The organism is Sorangium sp. So ce385, from assembly GCF_051474135.1.
GTDB lineage: Bacteria > Myxococcota_A > Polyangia > Polyangiales > Polyangiaceae > Sorangium > Sorangium cellulosum_D.
Genome location: NZ_CP150337.1, coordinates 1,160,016 through 1,175,819 on the forward strand (window position 1 = coordinate 1,160,016; position 15,804 = coordinate 1,175,819).

The following is a 15,804-nucleotide window of genomic DNA, read 5'->3' on the forward strand; positions in this document are numbered from 1 at the left end:
CGGCCGCGTATGCTCCGCTGCCTGTCAGCGAGCGCGCCGCCTCTCCTCGCCGGCATCGGCCGCACGTCCCTCACGATCCATGACCACGACCCTCAAGGCCAAGCGCCGCGTCTCTTACGACTGCTCGAAGTGCCCGGCCTACTGCTGCTCCATCTACGAGCGGGTCGAGGTGACGCCGCGCGACCTGCGGCGGCTCGCCCGCCATTTCGGCCTCACGCTCGAGGCCGCCGAGGAGCGCTTCACGAAGCGCTACAACGGCGAGCGCATCCTCCGGCGGCAGGCGGATCCGCTGCTCGGCCGCGTCTGTCGGTTCCTCGATCTCACGACGCGCGGCTGCACCATCTACGAGGCGCGCCCGGAGGTCTGCCGCGACTATCCCGGCAGGCCGCGGTGCGGGTACTACGACGTGCTCCAGTTCGAGCGGGAGACGCAGGACGATCCCAACGTGATGCCGCTCGTGCAGATCACGTTCCGGTCCAGGACGCCTGCGGGCTAGCTCCGCGGCTCGCGAAGCTCACGTCGTCTCGCTGCTCTCGTCCGCGTCGGCCTGCGCCTCGACGGCTCTCCTCTTCTCGTGCAGCCACTCCTCCGGCCGGTCGGCGGGATAGACCCGCAGCGACCCATCGGCCGGCCCCAGCAGGTCGGCCGCGCGCGCCGCGCCGGTGATGCGCTGCGCCGCCATGAGGCCCGACATCGCGGCGCCGGCCACCCCGTGGCTCAGCGTGCTCGCGCCGCACTGGTACAGCCCCGGGATCCTCGTCGTGACGGAGAACGACAGCGGGCCGAGCTGCCAGGGCGTCTTGGCGGTGCCGTAGGCGGCGCCGCGGTGCGAGGCGCAGTAGAAGTCGTTGGTCAGCGGCGTCGCCACCGAGCGAAACACGAGCGCGCGGGAGATCCCGGGAATGACGTTCTCCGCCGCGGCGATCATCTGATCTCCGAGCGACTCCTTGAGCGCCTCGTACTCGGCGCCTCGCTTGCCCGTGTGGGTCTTCTCCCAGCGCGTGAAGGGGCCGTGGGGCACGAACGTGAACATCTCGATCGTGTGGTGATCGCCCCGCGTCGGGTGGCCGGGGTCCTTCAGCGTCGTGATGGTCAGGAACAGCCCGTCCACCGCGCCGCGCGGCATCTGGCGCTCCGCGCGCTCGTAGATGCGGTCCACGTCCCTTCCGCGGTACCACCAGTAATTGCCTGAGTCATAGCCCATCGACCGCAGATCCATGTCCACGGCGCAGAACACGCTGAGCAGGCTCACGGAATACTCCATCCGCTGGACCTTGCGGCGCTCGCGGGCGGTCAGCTCGGGCGGGAGCAGCTCGCCGTAGGTGATCGCCGGGTCCGCGTTCGAGACGACGCTCGCCGACCGCAAGATCTCGCCCCCTTCCAGCTCGACGCCGGCCGCGCGCCCGCGCTCGACGAGGATGCGCCTCACCCGCGCGCGCGTCCGCACCCGCCCCCCGAGCCGGCGCAGCGCCCGGATCATCGCGAGCGGGATGCGCCTGGCCCCCCCGCGCGGGTAATACCCGCCGTCGAGGTAATGGCCAATGATGCTCGCGTGGATCGGCAGCGCGACGCGCGACGGCGAGAGGCCGTGATCTCCCCCCTGCGCGGCGAGGAACGCGCGCAGGAGCGGGTCGCGGATCGTCGCGTCCAGCAGATCCTCCTGGGTGCGGAGGCCCCAGCGCACGAGGTCCGGCGCCTTGAACGGCAAGAGCAGCACCTTCGGGAACTCGAGCATCTCGTCGACGCGGCCGAGATCGTCGCTCAGCCCGCGGAGGACGCGGAAGTACCGCGCGATCCCCGCCGCCTCGTGGGGGAAACGCGCGGTGAGCCGGGCGACGAGCCGCTCGAAGCCCTTGGGCACGTCGAACCGCTCTCCGCCGACGATCAGGTGATCGATCCCGTCCGGGTTGAGCTCGCAGAACTCGAGATCCTCCGAGAGGCCGAGCCCCTCATAAAGCCGCCTCACGGCGCCTCCCGGGCCGAGCTCGCCGATGTAGTGGACTCCCGGGCTGAACAGATAGCCGTCCAGCGCGAAGCTGTGGGTCCACCCGCCGGGGAGGTAGTGTTGTTCGACGACGATCACCTTCTGTCCGGCGCGCGCGAGCGCGAGCGCGGCCGTGAGCCCGCCGGCGCCCGATCCGATCACGACGGTATCCGCGTCCCTCATGCGTCCCCCCTCGGACTCCGATGCTCCGAGGAGGAGCCTGGCTGCGCGCTTCCGTCGCTCGTCTTATTTGCCGCCGTCCTGCTTGCGGCCGTCCGGCTTGCCGCCGTCTCGGCCGCCGTCGGGCGGCGCTCCGGCGTCGGGCGGCGCCCTGTCCGCCTTCTCCAGGTTCATGAGCACCAGCGGACAGACGACCGGCACGGCGCGGCTCGGGGTCTGCGCCGACTCGCGCATGCACGTCTTGCCGGTCAGGCGAACGCGCTCGCCCACCTCCAGGTCGGGCGGGCACACGACCGTCTGGGACGCGGAGACGAGGTCCCCGTCGATCCAGAAGAGCTCGCAGCCGTCGTCCGTCCGCCGGAGGTGGTAATACCGCGTCGGCCGCCGCGGCGCCGGCGTGCCCTCGGCCGCGAGCGCGTCCCCGCCGTCGAGCGCCGGCGCCGCCGCGCCCTCCCGCCCCGCGTCTCCCTGGCATGCCGCGACCCCGACGAGCAGCGCGGGCAGGGCCCGCGCGACGAACCCGATCCCCCGGCGCGGCGACGTCGATGACGGCATCGGTGCGCCTTCCGGACCGGGCGCGATCACCGGCTCGGGAAGAACAGGATGGACATCTTGGTCAGGAAGAAGTCGGCGATCAGGATGGCGATCGACGTCACCACCACGGTGCGCGTGGTCGCGTGGCCGACGCCTTCCGTTCCGCCGCGTGTGATCAGCCCGAAGTGACATCCGACGAGCGCGATGATCGCCCCGAAGAAGGGCGTCTTGTACATCCCGCTGAAGTAATCCATGAACGTGACCGAGCTCAGCGCCGTCCTCAGGAAGAAGCCGGCCGGGATGCCGAACTCGGTCGCGCAGATCAGCATCGCGCCGCTGAAGCCCAGCACGAGCGCGAACGCGCCGAGCACCGGCATCACCACGATGCTCGCGAGCAGCCGGGGCAGCACGAGCTTCTTCACCGGGTTGGCGCCGAGGGCGCGGATCGCGTCGATCTGCTCGGTGACGGCCATCGATCCGACCTCCGCCGCGATGCCGGCGCCGATGCGGCCGCCCACGATGACCGCCGTCAGCGTCGGCGCGAGCTCGCGCGAGAACGACAGGCCGATGATGCGGCCCGTGTACTCCATGCCCCCGAACTTCTGCAGGCCGATGGCGAACTGCACCGCCATGACCATCCCGACGAACAGCGCCGTCACGGACGCGATCGCGGCCGAGCGCACGCCGAGCGACTCCATCTGGTAGATGGTCGAGCGCAGCTCGAGCGGCCGCTCGAAGATGGCCTTGATCGCCCCCCAGGTCATCCGCCCGAACTGCCCGAGGTGCTCGACGAACCCGACGGCCGTGTCGTTGATCCTCGCGACGAGCGGCGGGAGCGGCGGCGGGGCGAGGCTGGACGGCCCCCGGCTCCCGGGGGCCAGGCTGCTCGGCGGCAGGCTGCTCGGGCCCGCGCTGGCCGGGGCCGGGCTGTTCGCGGAGGGCGGCGCCGCCTCCAGGGGACGTTTGCGCTCAGTCGTCATCGGCCGGCAGGGTCGAGAAGCCGCGGACCATCCGCGTGAACGCCGGCTCGCCGGCGGCGTAGCGGGCGGGATCGGCGATGAGGAGCATGTCGTACACGCAGCCGTTCTTCTTGAGCACCCAGACGTCGAACACCTTCGGCACCCCGTCGAGCTTCGCCGAGAGGACCGTGTGCATCGCCTCGCGGCCGTCGAACGGGACGACCTCCTGCTTCAGCACCTCGCGCTCCGTGAAGTGCAGGAAGAGGTGGTTGGTCAGCGAGACGAGCGGGACATCGTCCTCGTTCCGGCAGCGTCCGTTCAGGGCGATGGTCGCCCCGTTCGCCTCGTCGCGGTACGCCACGGCGGCGTCGGACACCGAGAGCTGCTTCCAGCTCGCCGGCGCCGCGGGCACGCGGAAGGCGACCTCCGAGCCGCGGTAGACCGTTCCGTCGAACGACGGGCCTCCGCAGCCGGCGAGCGCGACCGCGAGCGCCAGCAGCCTGGCCCGGGGGTTCGCTGCCTCTGCCGCAGAACCGCCGGCGGTGGGGCGCCTTCGAAGGGGTCGTCGCATCGCTGCGGCCCGGACGCTATCACGCTTTTGCATCCTGGGCGAACCACGAGCGCCGCGATCGCGCCGCGCTACCAGCCCCAGGGGTCACGCCGCCGCGGCGCGTCCCACGGCGCGGGGCGGCGGGCTGCCGGGCGCCGGGGCGCCGCGCGCCAGTGCTGCCAGCGCTCGTGCTCGCGCGGGGAGCGCCCCACCATGAAGAGGCGGACGAGGAAGAGCCCGGCGACGAACCCCCCGAGGTGCGCGAAGAACGCGACGCCGCCGCTGCGCATGCCGATGGAGCCGAGCCCGTTCAGCAGGTTCACCACGAAGTACTCGAGGATGACCAGCCACGCCGGGAGCTCCAGGAACAGGCCGAAGATGAACCACAGGAGAAAGATCGGGTTCAGCACCGTGATCGGCGAGCGCGGGTAGAGCGACGCGTACGCGGCCAGCACGCCCGAGATGGCGCCCGAGGCGCCGACCATGGGGATCATCGATCCGGGATCGATCAGGATCTGGGCGCCCGCGGCGGCGATCCCGGACAGCACATAGAACGCCGCGTAGCGGAGGCTGCCCAGCGCATCCTCGACGTTGTCGCCGAAGATCCAGAGGAACAGCATGTTCCCGCCGAGGTGGGCCCACCCCGTCGGGTCGTGCATGAACATGCTGCTGAAGACGGTCCACCAGGTGTCGGTCGGCTCCGTCAGCAGCTGCACCGGGACGAGGCCCCACAGGGAGAGCAGCCGGTCGGGCGGGAACCCGGCCGCGATCATCGACCGCATCCAGAAGAAGCCGAGGACGTTGGCCGCGATCAGCAGGTAGTTGACGATCGGCACCTTGCGGGTGGGCAGTTGGTCTCGGACGGGCAGCATCGCGATCTACTTAAGCACGCGGACCGGTGACAGCATCCGCCGGCCTTGATAGACCCGGGGGCCATGCCCGAGGTGCGGCTCCGCGACACGCTGGCCGAGGCGCCTGCCCCGCTCGGCTCGCCGGTGCGCGGCGAGGTCCGCCGCGCGCGCTCCCCGGCCGCGGCCGTCCTCAGCACCAGTGGACGAAAACGGCAGGCAGATCTAGGTTTCCGCCCGATGCGGGCCCCTCGCGGCCCGCGTCGCCTGCATCTCCTGCAGCCCAGAATGACGACGGACGACCATGGCTCGTGATCTCTACTCCGTGCTCGGCGTCTCGCGCGATGCGGACGAGGACACCATCAAGAAGGCGTTCCGCAAGCTCGCGATGAAGTACCACCCGGACAAGAGCCCGGGGAAGGCCAACGAGCAGAAGTTCAAGGAGATCAACCAGGCGCACGAGGTGCTGAGCGACAAGGCGAAGCGCGCGCTCTACGACGAGTTCGGCGAGGAGAGCCTGTCGCAGAACTTCGACGCCGAGCGCGCGCGCGCCTACCGTCGCTACGCGAACGCCCGGGCCGCCGGCGGGGGCCGCGGCGCGCCCGGCAACTTCGACGTGCAGGAGATCTTCGGCAACGCCGGCGGCGGCGCCGGCGACCTCAGCGACATCCTCGGCGATCTCTTCGGCCGCGGCCGCGGCGCCGCGGGCCGGCGCGGGCAGCCCATGCGCAGCCGCGGCAGCGACGTCGAGCAGGACCTCACCATCGACTTCGTCTCGGCGGTGCGGGGCACGACGCTCCAGCTCCAGCGCGAAGGCGAGCCCGAGCCGGTGACCGTGCGCGTCCCGCCCGGGGCCGCCGAGGGGAGCCGCCTGCGCATCCGCGGCCAGGGCGGCCCGGGCATGGGCGGCGGTGAGCCGGGCGATCTGCTGCTCAACATCCACGTCACGCCGCACCCGTTCTTCAAGCGCGAGGGCGACGATCTCCACCTCGACGTGCCCGTCACCCTGGGCGAGGCCTACCGGGGCGAGAAGATCCGCATCCCCACGCCCGACGGCGAGGTGACGCTCAAGATCCCGGCGCGCACCCAGACCGGCCAGGTCATCCGGCTGCGCGGCAAGGGCATCGCCCGCAAGGGCAAGGAGCCGGGGGACCTCTACGTGAAGTTCGTGGTGCACGTCCCGACCGCCGACGACCCCGAGGTGGCGAAGGCGATCGAGCTGCTCGACGGCAAGGTGGAGGCGCCTCGCGGCGATCTCCGGTTCTGAGCGCAGCGCCCCGCCGCGCGGCGATCCGCCCCGGCGGTCGCGCGCGCGGGCGCGGCTCCCAGGTCGACCTCCCATGAAGCTGCCGCTCGCGATCGATCCCCGGCCCCTCCTCGCGGCGGCCGTCGCGCTCGCCGCGTGCGCGGCGCCGCCGCGCCCGTCGCCGCGCGCCGCCGGACTCCCTGCGCCCGCCGCCGTCCAGCCTGCGCGCCCGCCGCGGCCCGCGGGCGCGCCGGCGGCCGCCGCCGCTTCCACCGCCGCGTCCGGCGCGGCCGCGCCGTCCGCGCCGCCCGCGCCCTCGGCGGTCGCGCCCGCCGCGTCGGCGGCGCTCGGCGCGGCGGGCGCCGCCGACGCGGCCCCGCCCGCCGCGTCCGGCGAGGGCGGCGCCGCTGGCGCGGCCGCGCCGCAGGGGCCCTCGATCGCGATCGAGCCGCCCTACAAGCTCGGCCGGCACCAGGTGCCCCGCGGCCAGGCCGAGGCGGCGGAGCGGGATCGCTGGAACGCCGGGGGCAGGGGAGAGCCGCCCGCGCCGCCGCCGGCGGCCGAGGGGCACCCGCTGCCGCGGATCATCGTGGACATCGACAGCGTGAAGGGGCCGCTCAAGGCGCGCGAGGTCGAGCGCATCGCCCGGCGGCACCTCTGGGTCCACGTCTACGGGTGCTACCGGCTGCGCGCGTACAGGGATCCGTCGCTGCACGGCAAGACCACCGTGCGGCTCACGGTGAGCCGCGCCGGCAAGGTGACGGGCGCGCGCGCGACGTCGTCCACGCTCTCCGCGCCGGACGTCGTCTCGTGCCTCGCCGCGCGCGCGCGGTCGCTCCCGCTGCCCAGGGCCAAGGCCGGCTCGACCGTCGTCGCCACGCTGCAGGTCTACCCGGGCGACGATCCGGTCGAGCCTCCGCCGTCCGTCCTCGCTCCCGGCCCGGGCGAGCTCCGGCCCGACGCGATCGAGGCCGCGGTGGCCGAGGCCATGCCCGCGTTTCGGAGCTGCTACGAGGCGGCCCTCGCCGGCGCGCCGGCGCTCTGGGGCCGGCTCGCCATCCGCTTCCACGTGACCGACGGCGGCGCCGTCGACGAGGCCTTCGAGGTCGAGTCGCGCTTCCCGGACGAACGGCTCACCCGCTGCGTGCTCCGGCGCGCGCGCGCGCTCACGTTCCCGGCGCCGGAGGGCGGCGACCTGCGCTTCGTCGTGCCGCTCCGTTTTTCGCCCGACCCGCAGGGCCCCTGACGGCCGCGCCCGACGTGGGCGGCCCTCCCCGTGCGCTCCCCCCGTGCGAACGCTCACAGCGCATCCACGGCCGAGGCGATTTCGCAATCGATTCGCGCCGCTACAAATTGCGCCCCGAGGTCGATGTGCAACTTTACCGTGGGGGAGGAGGCTCAGGTATATGAACACCACACCGGGCACCATCGTTGGGGGGAAATATCTGCTGGAGAGGCAGCTCGTGCGCCCAGGCGCGCGGCCAGCGCGCGACCGAGGCTCGGTCTGGGTCGCGCGCGAGCTGCGGCTCGGGGGGCGCGTCGCCCTGAAGCTCTTCCACCCCGACGCTGGCGCGACGGGAGAGCTCCTCCGGATCGATCGTTGTGTGCGCGCTGCCGCCGGGCTCTCGTCGCGGCACGTGGTGCGCGTGCACGACCACGGCGCCGAGGGCGACGTCGTCTACCTGGCCATGGACCTGCTCTCCGGCGAGGATCTCGCGGCGCGCCTGGTCCGGCGCAGCCGGCTCTCCCTGCAGGAGGCGGCGCGCATCGCCGTGCAGGCCGGCGAGGCCCTGCGGTGCGCCCACGCGGCGGATCTCCTCCACCAGGGCCTCCGGCCGGAGAGCCTCTTCCTCGCGCTGGACGGCGGCGAGGAGGTCGTGAAGGTGCTCGATCTCGGGCTCCCGAGGGCGGTCGCGCCGCGGCTCGTGGGCGAGGTCGCGGCCGAGGTGAGCGCGAGCTCGCTCCACTACCTCAGCCCCGAGCAGATCCGGTCGGAACGTACCCTCGATGCGCAGACCGATCTCTGGTCGCTGGCGGCGGTCCTGTTCCGCGCGGTGACCGGCCAGCTCCCGTTTCCGGGCGACATCGCCAGCGTCGTCGCCTCGAAGATCCTGCTCGCGCCGCCGCCTGCGGCGACGCAGCTCGTGCCGAGCCTGCCTGCTGCGCTGGACGGCTTCTTCGAGAAGGCGTTCGCGCGCGATCTGGCGCGGCGCTTTCGATCGATCGAGGAGATGGCGGAGTCGCTCGTCCGCATCGCGGATCTCGCGCCGCCTCCCTCGTCGGGCGTGCTGCGTCCGCCCCCGCCGGCGCGCGTCCCCCCGTGGGCGGCCGCGGCGCGGCCGCTGGCCGCGCTGTCCGCGGAGGTCGCGTCCGGCGCTGCTGCGCGGGCGGATCCCGACCCCGAGCCGCCGAGCGCGGGCCAGCGGGCGGCCCCGGACACGCTGCTCAGCGCGGAGAGCGCCGACGTCCTGCGCGGGCTCGACGGCCCGCCCGCGCGCGGCGCGTGGCTCCTCCCGGCGGGCCTCGTGGCGCTGCTCGGCGCGGTGGCGCTCGCGACGAGCGCTCGGCTGGATCGCCCCGCGCCGGCGATGGCCGTCAGCGGCGCCAGGGCGGCGGTGCTCTCGGCCTCCTTCGCGGTGCGCCGCGCCGAGCCGTTGCCCGCCGCGGCCTCGTCCGCGCTCTTCCGGCGAGCCCCTCACGCCTCTCCCCAGCGCAGCGCCCACGCCGCCACGGCTGCGCCGCCGCACGCCGCGCCGCCGCGCCCGGCGCGGCCGGGCTCCTCGGCGGGGCCCGCGCCCGCGCGCGTGCGCCACGGCTTCGCGCCGGACTGAGCGAGCGCGGCGCGCGCGTGCTTCAGCCGCTCCGGGACGCGTCGTCCCCCGCGGCATCCTTCTCGGCGGCATCCTTCTCGGCGGCGGCCTTCTCGGCGGCGGCCTTCTTTTCCTGCGCGAGGTCGTGCGCCTTGCGCGCCTCGTGCGCCGCGCGGATGGCCGACAGCGGGCCGCGCGCGTCGCGGCGCGTCCGCTCGGCTTCCGCGCGGGGCTCGCTTCCGTTCCCGATGCGCGCGCCGGTCATCACCTCGAAGTACCCGAACGCGCTCCAGACGGCGCCGAGCGTGTGCGCGATCTCGGAGCCCTCCGGCCCGAAGTACCCCACCGCGCCGCCGTAGACCCACCGCGGGCCGGCCTCCAGGCTGCGGCTGATGGCGCTCGCGCGCGCTGCCGGCTGGCCGACGGCGCTGCCGCCCGCGAAGGCGGCGCGCATCACCTCGACGAACGACGCGTCCCCGGGGCGCGGCTCGGCCGACGGATCGCGCTCGGCGCGCACGAGCGTCTCGCCCGACGTCCCCGCGATGGTGAGCCCCGGCGCGAACGGCGACTCGGCGAAGTCGAGGAAGTAGAGGTGCGTCGACGGCGCGAGCAGCCGCAGCGCGCGGTACACATCGAACGGATCCGCGCCCCGGAGCGGTGACCGGAACTTGCGGGCGAGCACCACCTCCGTCGCCTCGCCGGCCGCGATCCGCTCGCGCGCGGCCGCCACCTTCGCCGCGTAGCCCTCGTCGGTCACCGGCGTCTCGAGGTGCTCCGGCAGCGCCTCCGGATCGAGCGCGGGCAGGCCCGGCTGCTCCGGCCCGTGCGTCATCTCCCAGGCGCAGCGGTTCACCGCGCCCTGCGATCGGCCGGCGATGGTCATCGTCTGCGCCACGCTGTCGAACACGACCACGGTCGCGTCCTTCAGCACGCGCCCGAGGTACATCTCCTCGGGCCACGGCTCGATGCCCATGAGCTGGTGCAGCGTATCGTACGAGAGGAAGCCGACCCACGACCGGCAGACGCGGGCGGCCAGGTCGCGCGGCGAGCCCGGCGCCGCCGGCTCCGCGAGCCCCTCCGCCAGCGCCTCGAACGGGTCGAACCCGCTCGGGAGCAGGCTCTCGGCGCGCGCCCGGTACCCCAGGATCGCGTAGCGGCCCCAGCGCTCGCCGGAGACGGCGGACTCGAACATGAACGACGATCGGCCCGGGGCGTGGGCGCGGAGCGCGGCGTAGGCGCGGACCGGCGTGATGTGATCGGCCGGGAGGGTGCGGGTCACGACGGAGCTCATCGCCGCCGAGCCTACACGACGTTGCGCCGTCCGGCGAAGGAGGCCAAGGTTGCCCGGGAACACCGTGCGAAGCGCGATCGTCCTCTCGTCGGTCCTCTGCCTGGCTGCCTGCGGCGGCGCCCAGCCCGCCCCGTCCGATGCCCGCACCACCGTCGTCTCGCTGCGGAACATCGACTGCGAGGCGTGCGGCGCCGAGCTCGTCGCCGATCTCCGCGAGCGCCCCGGCGTCTACGCGGCCACGTTCGACAAGCGCCGCGCCGAGATCGCCGTCACCGCGTCGAGCTCGTTCGACGTCGCGGGCGCCGTGAAGCAGCTCGCCGCCGACGAGGGGTTCGAGGCGGTGCTCGGCGGCGGCAAGGGGCAGTACCTCGGCTGGGCGACCTTCCCCGAGGGGGCGGACGCTCGGACGATCTCCGAGGGCGGCGCGGACATCCCCGATCTCGGCGCCCACGTCGTCCCGGGCAAGGTCACGGTCATCGATTTCGCGGCGAGCTGGTGCCTGCCGTGCCGCAAGCTGGACGCGCACATGGCCAAGGTGATCGAGGCTCGCCCGGACGTCGCCTACCGCAAGCTCGACATCGGCGACTGGGGCACCCCGCTCGCCCAGCGCTACCTGAAGCACGTCTCGAAGCTGCCGTACGTGATCGTCTACGACACGACCGGCGCGCACCTGGACGCGTTCGCGGGCCTCGAGCTCGACAAGCTCGACGCGGCGATCGAGCGCGGCGCGCGGCGCTGAGCCGGCGCCCGCCCGGTCGCCCGCGTGCGCGGCGGTGTCCGCCGCGGATCAGTAGTGGCCGAAGAGGTCCTGGATGCGCGACTCGAGGGCGACCGCGATCTTGTAGAGCGACGAGATGGACGCCGACGACTCGGCGCGCTCGATCTGCGAGAGCAGCGACACGCTGAGCCCCGTGCGGCGCGCCATCTGCTTGAGCGTCAGGTCCTTGTCCTTGCGGAGGTTCCTGATCGTGTCGCCGATGACGCGGTGGAGCTGCTCTTCGGGCGTCCGCGCGAGGCCCTTCTTGCGCATGACGCGGGCGAGCACCTCGCGGAACTCGTCGACGTTGAACGGCTTCTTGATGTAGTCGACCGCGTCGAGCTTCATGGACGCGACGGCGCTCTCGAGGTTGGGGAAGCCGGTGAAGATGACGACGGCGATGTCGTTGTCGACCTTGCGGATGCGCTTGAGCACCTCGATGCCGTCGAGCTTCGGCATCATGAGGTCGAGGATGATGAGGTGGTAGCCGCCCGCGCGGACCTCCTCTTCCACGGTCGTGGGATCGCCCAGCGTCTTGACCTGATAGCCGTCGCGCTCGAGCAGCGTCTGCATGTAGTCACAGATCGCCCGGTCGTCGTCGACGATCAGAATGCGCACAGCGGGAAGCTCAATTGCCACCTGTTCCTCCTCTCACGTACCCGTCGTAGGACCGCCGAAGCCGGTCGCCTTTGTCTCACGTCCGACCGAAGCTGGTCGCCCGTGTGTCACGCACCCGCACGACCGCCGAAACCGGTCGCCCTGGTCTGTTCTGGAAGGGGCCGCACCGGCGGTCCCCTGCCCAACGCTGCGCGAGCAGGGGGCGAGGCCCTGACCGGCGCCACAGGCCCCTCGCGCTTTGCTTCCTCTCGGCAACATCGGGATTCCAGTGACACTTTAACACGGTCTGAGCAAGTCGTAGACGGGAGTTTTTTCTTGCGCTCCCTCGATTCTTGGCTTCGTGAAACGTCCGGGGCGCCGGGTGAGGCGGGAAACAGGAGTGTTTCTGGGCACTTTCCGCCGTTTGTCCGTGCTGCGGCGGGCGGGCGTTCCTGGGGGCGCGGGTCGGGGCGGGGGCGCCCTGGATCATTTCGTCTTGACAAGCGGCCCGCTCTTAGCGATGTTGCGCGCCCGCTGTTCAGCGGGCGTTGCTCTTGCGGCAGCGTACGGGGCGTAGCGCAGCCTGGTAGCGCACTCGGTTCGGGACCGAGGAGTCGGAGGTTCAAATCCTCTCGCCCCGACCCTTTTCTTCGACATTCGAACAGGTCGATCGCAGCGAGGGCGTCCGTCGCCCTCGCTGGTATCCCTGTCGCCCGCGAGCGACGCTCGATGGCCCTCAGCGAGCCGCCGAGCCACCGCCGTGGCCCTCTGTGAGCCGCCGCTGGGCCCCCTTGCGCAGCCGCTCGCTGCGGCCCCTGCGGGCCCGCCCCTGAGCGCGCTTGACGAGCTGCCGCTGCGGGCTCCCACCCGCGTCGGAGAGCGCTCCTAGCCATGCGGTAGGCCCTCGGCGGGGGTGGTCGCCGCGCGGCGCACGGAGGGCTGATGTTTGAGCCTGTGCGACGTCGCTCCTCCGGCGAAGCCTGAGGAGCGACGTCACAGGCGAGTTCAGCCCTCCGTGCGCCGCGCGGCGACCACCCCCGCCGAGGGCCGGGCATCTCGGCAGGCCCTCGCCCCCGCCCCCGGCTATCCGGTACGCCCCGCCAGGTTGGCGATCACCGCCGCGAGCTCCGACGCCTCGATCGGCTTGGGAACGTGCGACTGGAACCCCGCCAGCAGCGCCCGCGTCCGGTCCTGCGCGCTCGCGTACGCCGTCAGCGCCGCCGCCGGGATGCGCCCGCCGTGCTCGGGGCTCTGCGCGCGCAGCCGCCGGATCAGGCTGTAGCCGTCCTCCCCGGGCATCCCGAGATCGCTCAGGATCACGTCGGGCTTCTCGCGCGCGATCGCCGACAGCGCCTCGTCGACCGTCGCCACCGCCGTGATGCTCGCCCCCTTGCGCTCCAGCACCGTCGTCACGAGCTCCCGCGCGTCCGGCTCGTCGTCGACCATCAGCACGCGCACGCCCTGCAGCGTCGGCTCCGAATCGGCCGTCAGGTTGCTCAGCCCCTCGGCCTTCCGGAGCGCCGTGATCGCGCCCCGCGGCGCGAGCGGGATGTCCACCGTGAACGTCGCGCCCTTGCCCTCGCCGCCGCTCTCCGCCTTCACCGTGCCGCCGTGGAGCTCGACCAGGTGGCGCGCGATCGCGAGGCCGAGGCCGAGCCCGCTGTGCGGCCGCGTGCTCGTGCTGTCGGCCTGCCGGAAGCGGTCGAACACGTACGGCAAGAACTCCGGGACGATGCCCTGGCCGGTGTCGCTCACCTGGATGCGCGCCAGGCCCTCGACCCTGCTGAGCTGGATCGACACCTTGCCGCCGCGCGGCGTGAACTTGATCGCGTTCGACAGGAGGTTCCACACCACCTGCTGCAGCCGCGTCTGGTCGCCCGAGATCGGCCCCGCGCCCGCGTCGAGCTGCACCGCGAGCTCGATCCCCTTCGCGTCCGCGCCGTGGCGGACCGCGTCGATGGCCGCGTTGATGATCGGCGGCAGATCCACGAGCATCACGTCGAGCCGCAGCTTGCCGGTGATGATGCGCGAGGCGTCCAGCAGATCCTCGACGAGCTGCGCCTGGAGCGTGCCGTTGCGCTCGATCGCCTCGAGCGCGCGGACGTGCGTGTCCGGCTTCAGCGAGCCCTGCCGGAGCATGCGCGCCCAGCCGAGGATCGCGGTGAGCGGCGTCCGGAGCTCGTGGGAGAGCGTGGCGAGGAACTCGTCCTTCGCCCGGTTGACCTGCTGCGACTCGCGGTAGAGCTGCGCGTTGTCGAGCGCGAGCGCCGCGAAGTTGCAGAGCTCCTCGGCGAGCGCGAGATCGTCGACGCCGTAGCGCCGGCTCGACTCGGTCGAGAACAGCGTGATCGCGCCGCGCGTCCGGCCGCGCGCGCGCAGCGGGACGATCATCGCCGAGCGGACGCCGAGCTCCCGGAGCAGCGCGGGGTAGACCGGATCGTGCGCGCCGGACCACGTCTCGCCGCCGGGCTCTGGCGACGAGGCCCGCTGCCACGCCGCCGCGCCGTCGACCTCCGGGAGCAGCAGCGACGTGCCGCACCGGAGCACCGCGTGCACCGCGCGCGGCACCTCGGGGTCGCTCGGGTAGCGGGCCGACAGCTCGTTGCCGAGCGCCTGCTTCACGTTGCTCGCGTGCACGGCCGCGAGCCGGCTCAGCGAGCCGTCGGGCTCGACGATGTCCACCACCGCCGCGTCGGCGATGTGCGGCACCGCGAGGCGCGCGACGTTGGACAGGGTGGTGTCGTACTCGAGGCCGGACAGCGCGAGCTGCCGGCTCGCCTCGCCGATGAAGTAGCGCCGCTTGTCGGCGAGCCGCTTCTCGGTCACGTCGCGGAAGACCAGCACGAGCCCGACGAGCTCGCCCTCGTCGCTCCGGATCGGCGCCCCGCTCGAGTCGATCGCGAGCTCCGAGCCGTCCCTGCGCAGGAGCAGCGTCGTGTCGTCGAGCCCGATGATGCCGCCGTGGCGCAGCACCTCGGTGACCGGGTTGTCGAGGTCGTCGCGCGTCTGCTCGGAGATGACGCGGAAGACCTCGGACAGCCGGCGATCCCGCGCCTCCTCGAGCGTCCACCCGGTCAGCGTCTCGGCCACGGCGTTCATGAAGTCGATCCGGCCCGAGCCGTCGGTCGAGATCACCGCGTCGCCGATGCTCTTCAGCGTCGTCGAGAACTTCGTCCTGCTGACGCGCAGGTCCGCCTCGAGCTGCTTGAACTGGGTGATGTCGGCGAAGATGGAGACGGCGCCGAGCAGCTCGCCCTCCGGCGAGATGAGCGGCGCGCAGCTCCCGAGCATCATCCCGTGGCTGCCGTCGAAGCGCTGGAAGTGGAGCTCCTCGGCGGGCACGCTCTCCCCGCTGGAGAGGCACCGCGCCATCGACCAGTCCTCGCCCTCGAACGGCCGGCCGTCGGGGTGGAACGCGCGGTAGCGCCCCCACCCCTCGACGTTGTCGGCGGTGGAGCTGCCGGCCCAGATGCGCTCGGACGCCCGGTTCTGGAGGATCAGCTTGCCCTGCGCGTCGGAGACGATGATGCCGTGCGGGCTCTCGCTCAGCAGCGCGTCGAGCAGCCCGCGCTCGTGCCGGGTGATGGCGCGCAGCCGCTCGACCTCGCGGCGCAGCGTCTCGATCTCCGTGTCGATCGGCGGCACCGACGCGGCGAGCGGCGTGAGCTCGAACGAGGCGCTCGCGGCCGGGTCGAGGCTCACGATCGCGCGGTCGATCTCCATGACCGCCGGGCCGATGAGCCGGCGCTGCTCGGCGGTCGCGGCGGCCTCGAGGAGCGATGCCCGCGCCTGCGCAAGGGCCGTGACGATCGGGATGTCCGAACGTTCGGGCATGGGTTCAAGGGATCCCACGGCCGCCGGACGCGAACAAGATGCTATGCGGGCGACCTGACACGGAATTTACGTTGCCGTACGTGGACTTCTCGCTGGACGGACTCTTCCGGTGGGCCGGGGCACGCCCGCGGCCGCTTTCTACAGAGCGGCGCGGCGCGCCCCGGCCAGGCCGGTCGCGGCCCGTCGGCTTCTCGGCGTCGCGCCGCGCGCGCCG

Annotated in this window: 13 protein-coding genes and 1 tRNA gene; 6 read left to right on the top strand and 8 right to left on the bottom strand. The window is 72.9% G+C overall.

Features of this window, described 5'->3' with window-relative positions:
• Positions 1 to 79 precede the first annotated feature (79 nt).
• Positions 80 to 496: a YkgJ family cysteine cluster protein gene (locus tag WME83_RS04360; protein ID WP_437317988.1), complete on the top strand. Its 417-nt coding sequence runs from the start codon at positions 80 to 82 to the stop codon at positions 494 to 496.
• A gap of 18 nt (positions 497 to 514) precedes the next feature.
• Here WME83_RS04360 and WME83_RS04365 read toward each other — a convergent pair whose 3' ends face one another.
• From WME83_RS04365 to WME83_RS04385, 5 genes are all read right to left on the bottom strand, one after another.
• Positions 515 to 2,167, bottom strand: coding sequence for a phytoene desaturase family protein (locus WME83_RS04365; protein WP_437317989.1), 1,653 nt, complete (start codon positions 2,165 to 2,167; stop codon positions 515 to 517).
• 63 nt (positions 2,168 to 2,230) lie between these two features.
• Complete coding sequence (locus tag WME83_RS04370; RefSeq protein ID WP_437317990.1) at positions 2,231 to 2,719, bottom strand: hypothetical protein; 489 nt, start codon at positions 2,717 to 2,719, stop codon at positions 2,231 to 2,233.
• A gap of 26 nt (positions 2,720 to 2,745) precedes the next feature.
• Positions 2,746 to 3,678, bottom strand: coding sequence for an MlaE family ABC transporter permease (locus WME83_RS04375; RefSeq protein WP_437317991.1), 933 nt, complete (start codon positions 3,676 to 3,678; stop codon positions 2,746 to 2,748).
• Positions 3,668 to 4,228 carry a hypothetical protein gene (locus WME83_RS04380; RefSeq protein ID WP_437317992.1) on the bottom strand — a complete coding sequence of 187 codons (561 nt, stop codon included), beginning with the start codon at positions 4,226 to 4,228 and terminating at the stop codon, positions 3,668 to 3,670. Before WME83_RS04380 ends, WME83_RS04375 begins: the two co-directional genes overlap by 11 nt.
• Positions 4,229 to 4,296: 68 nt before the next feature.
• On the bottom strand, positions 4,297 to 5,079 hold the full coding sequence (locus WME83_RS04385; RefSeq protein WP_437317993.1) for a rhomboid family intramembrane serine protease: 783 nt from the start codon (positions 5,077 to 5,079) through the stop codon (positions 4,297 to 4,299).
• 280 nt (positions 5,080 to 5,359) lie between these two features.
• On the opposite strand from WME83_RS04385, the gene WME83_RS04390 reads away from it, so the two are divergent.
• The 3 genes from WME83_RS04390 to WME83_RS04400 all read left to right on the top strand — a co-directional run bounded on the left by WME83_RS04390 (position 5,360) and on the right by WME83_RS04400 (position 9,132).
• Entirely contained in the window at positions 5,360 to 6,322 is a 963-nt protein-coding gene (locus tag WME83_RS04390; RefSeq protein ID WP_437317994.1) for a DnaJ C-terminal domain-containing protein, read from the top strand.
• Between the two features lie 73 nt (positions 6,323 to 6,395).
• Positions 6,396 to 7,547, top strand: a complete 1,152-nt coding sequence (locus WME83_RS04395) for an AgmX/PglI C-terminal domain-containing protein (RefSeq protein ID WP_437317995.1) — start codon at positions 6,396 to 6,398, stop codon at positions 7,545 to 7,547.
• 160 nt (positions 7,548 to 7,707) lie between these two features.
• Entirely contained in the window at positions 7,708 to 9,132 is a 1,425-nt protein-coding gene (locus tag WME83_RS04400) for a serine/threonine-protein kinase (RefSeq protein ID WP_437317996.1), read from the top strand.
• Positions 9,133 to 9,154: 22 nt separating this feature from the next.
• Here WME83_RS04400 and WME83_RS04405 read toward each other — a convergent pair whose 3' ends face one another.
• Positions 9,155 to 10,402, bottom strand: a complete 1,248-nt coding sequence (locus WME83_RS04405) for a chorismate-binding protein (protein ID WP_437317997.1) — start codon at positions 10,400 to 10,402, stop codon at positions 9,155 to 9,157.
• A gap of 64 nt (positions 10,403 to 10,466) precedes the next feature.
• Between WME83_RS04405 and WME83_RS04410 the strand changes: the two genes are divergently transcribed.
• Positions 10,467 to 11,141 (top strand): TlpA family protein disulfide reductase, encoded by a 675-nt coding sequence (locus WME83_RS04410; protein WP_437317998.1) that lies wholly within the window; start codon positions 10,467 to 10,469, stop codon positions 11,139 to 11,141.
• Between the two features lie 48 nt (positions 11,142 to 11,189).
• On the opposite strand, the gene WME83_RS04415 is transcribed toward WME83_RS04410, so the two are convergent.
• Positions 11,190 to 11,798 carry a response regulator gene (locus WME83_RS04415; protein WP_020732843.1) on the bottom strand — a complete coding sequence of 203 codons (609 nt, stop codon included), beginning with the start codon at positions 11,796 to 11,798 and terminating at the stop codon, positions 11,190 to 11,192.
• 525 nt (positions 11,799 to 12,323) lie between these two features.
• Between WME83_RS04415 and WME83_RS04420 the strand changes: the two genes are divergently transcribed.
• Positions 12,324 to 12,397 (top strand) — tRNA-Pro (locus WME83_RS04420).
• 442 nt (positions 12,398 to 12,839) lie between these two features.
• Here WME83_RS04420 and WME83_RS04425 read toward each other — a convergent pair.
• Positions 12,840 to 15,590 (bottom strand): ATP-binding protein, encoded by a 2,751-nt coding sequence (locus WME83_RS04425; protein WP_437317999.1) that lies wholly within the window; start codon positions 15,588 to 15,590, stop codon positions 12,840 to 12,842.
• Positions 15,591 to 15,804: the final 214 nt, after the last annotated feature.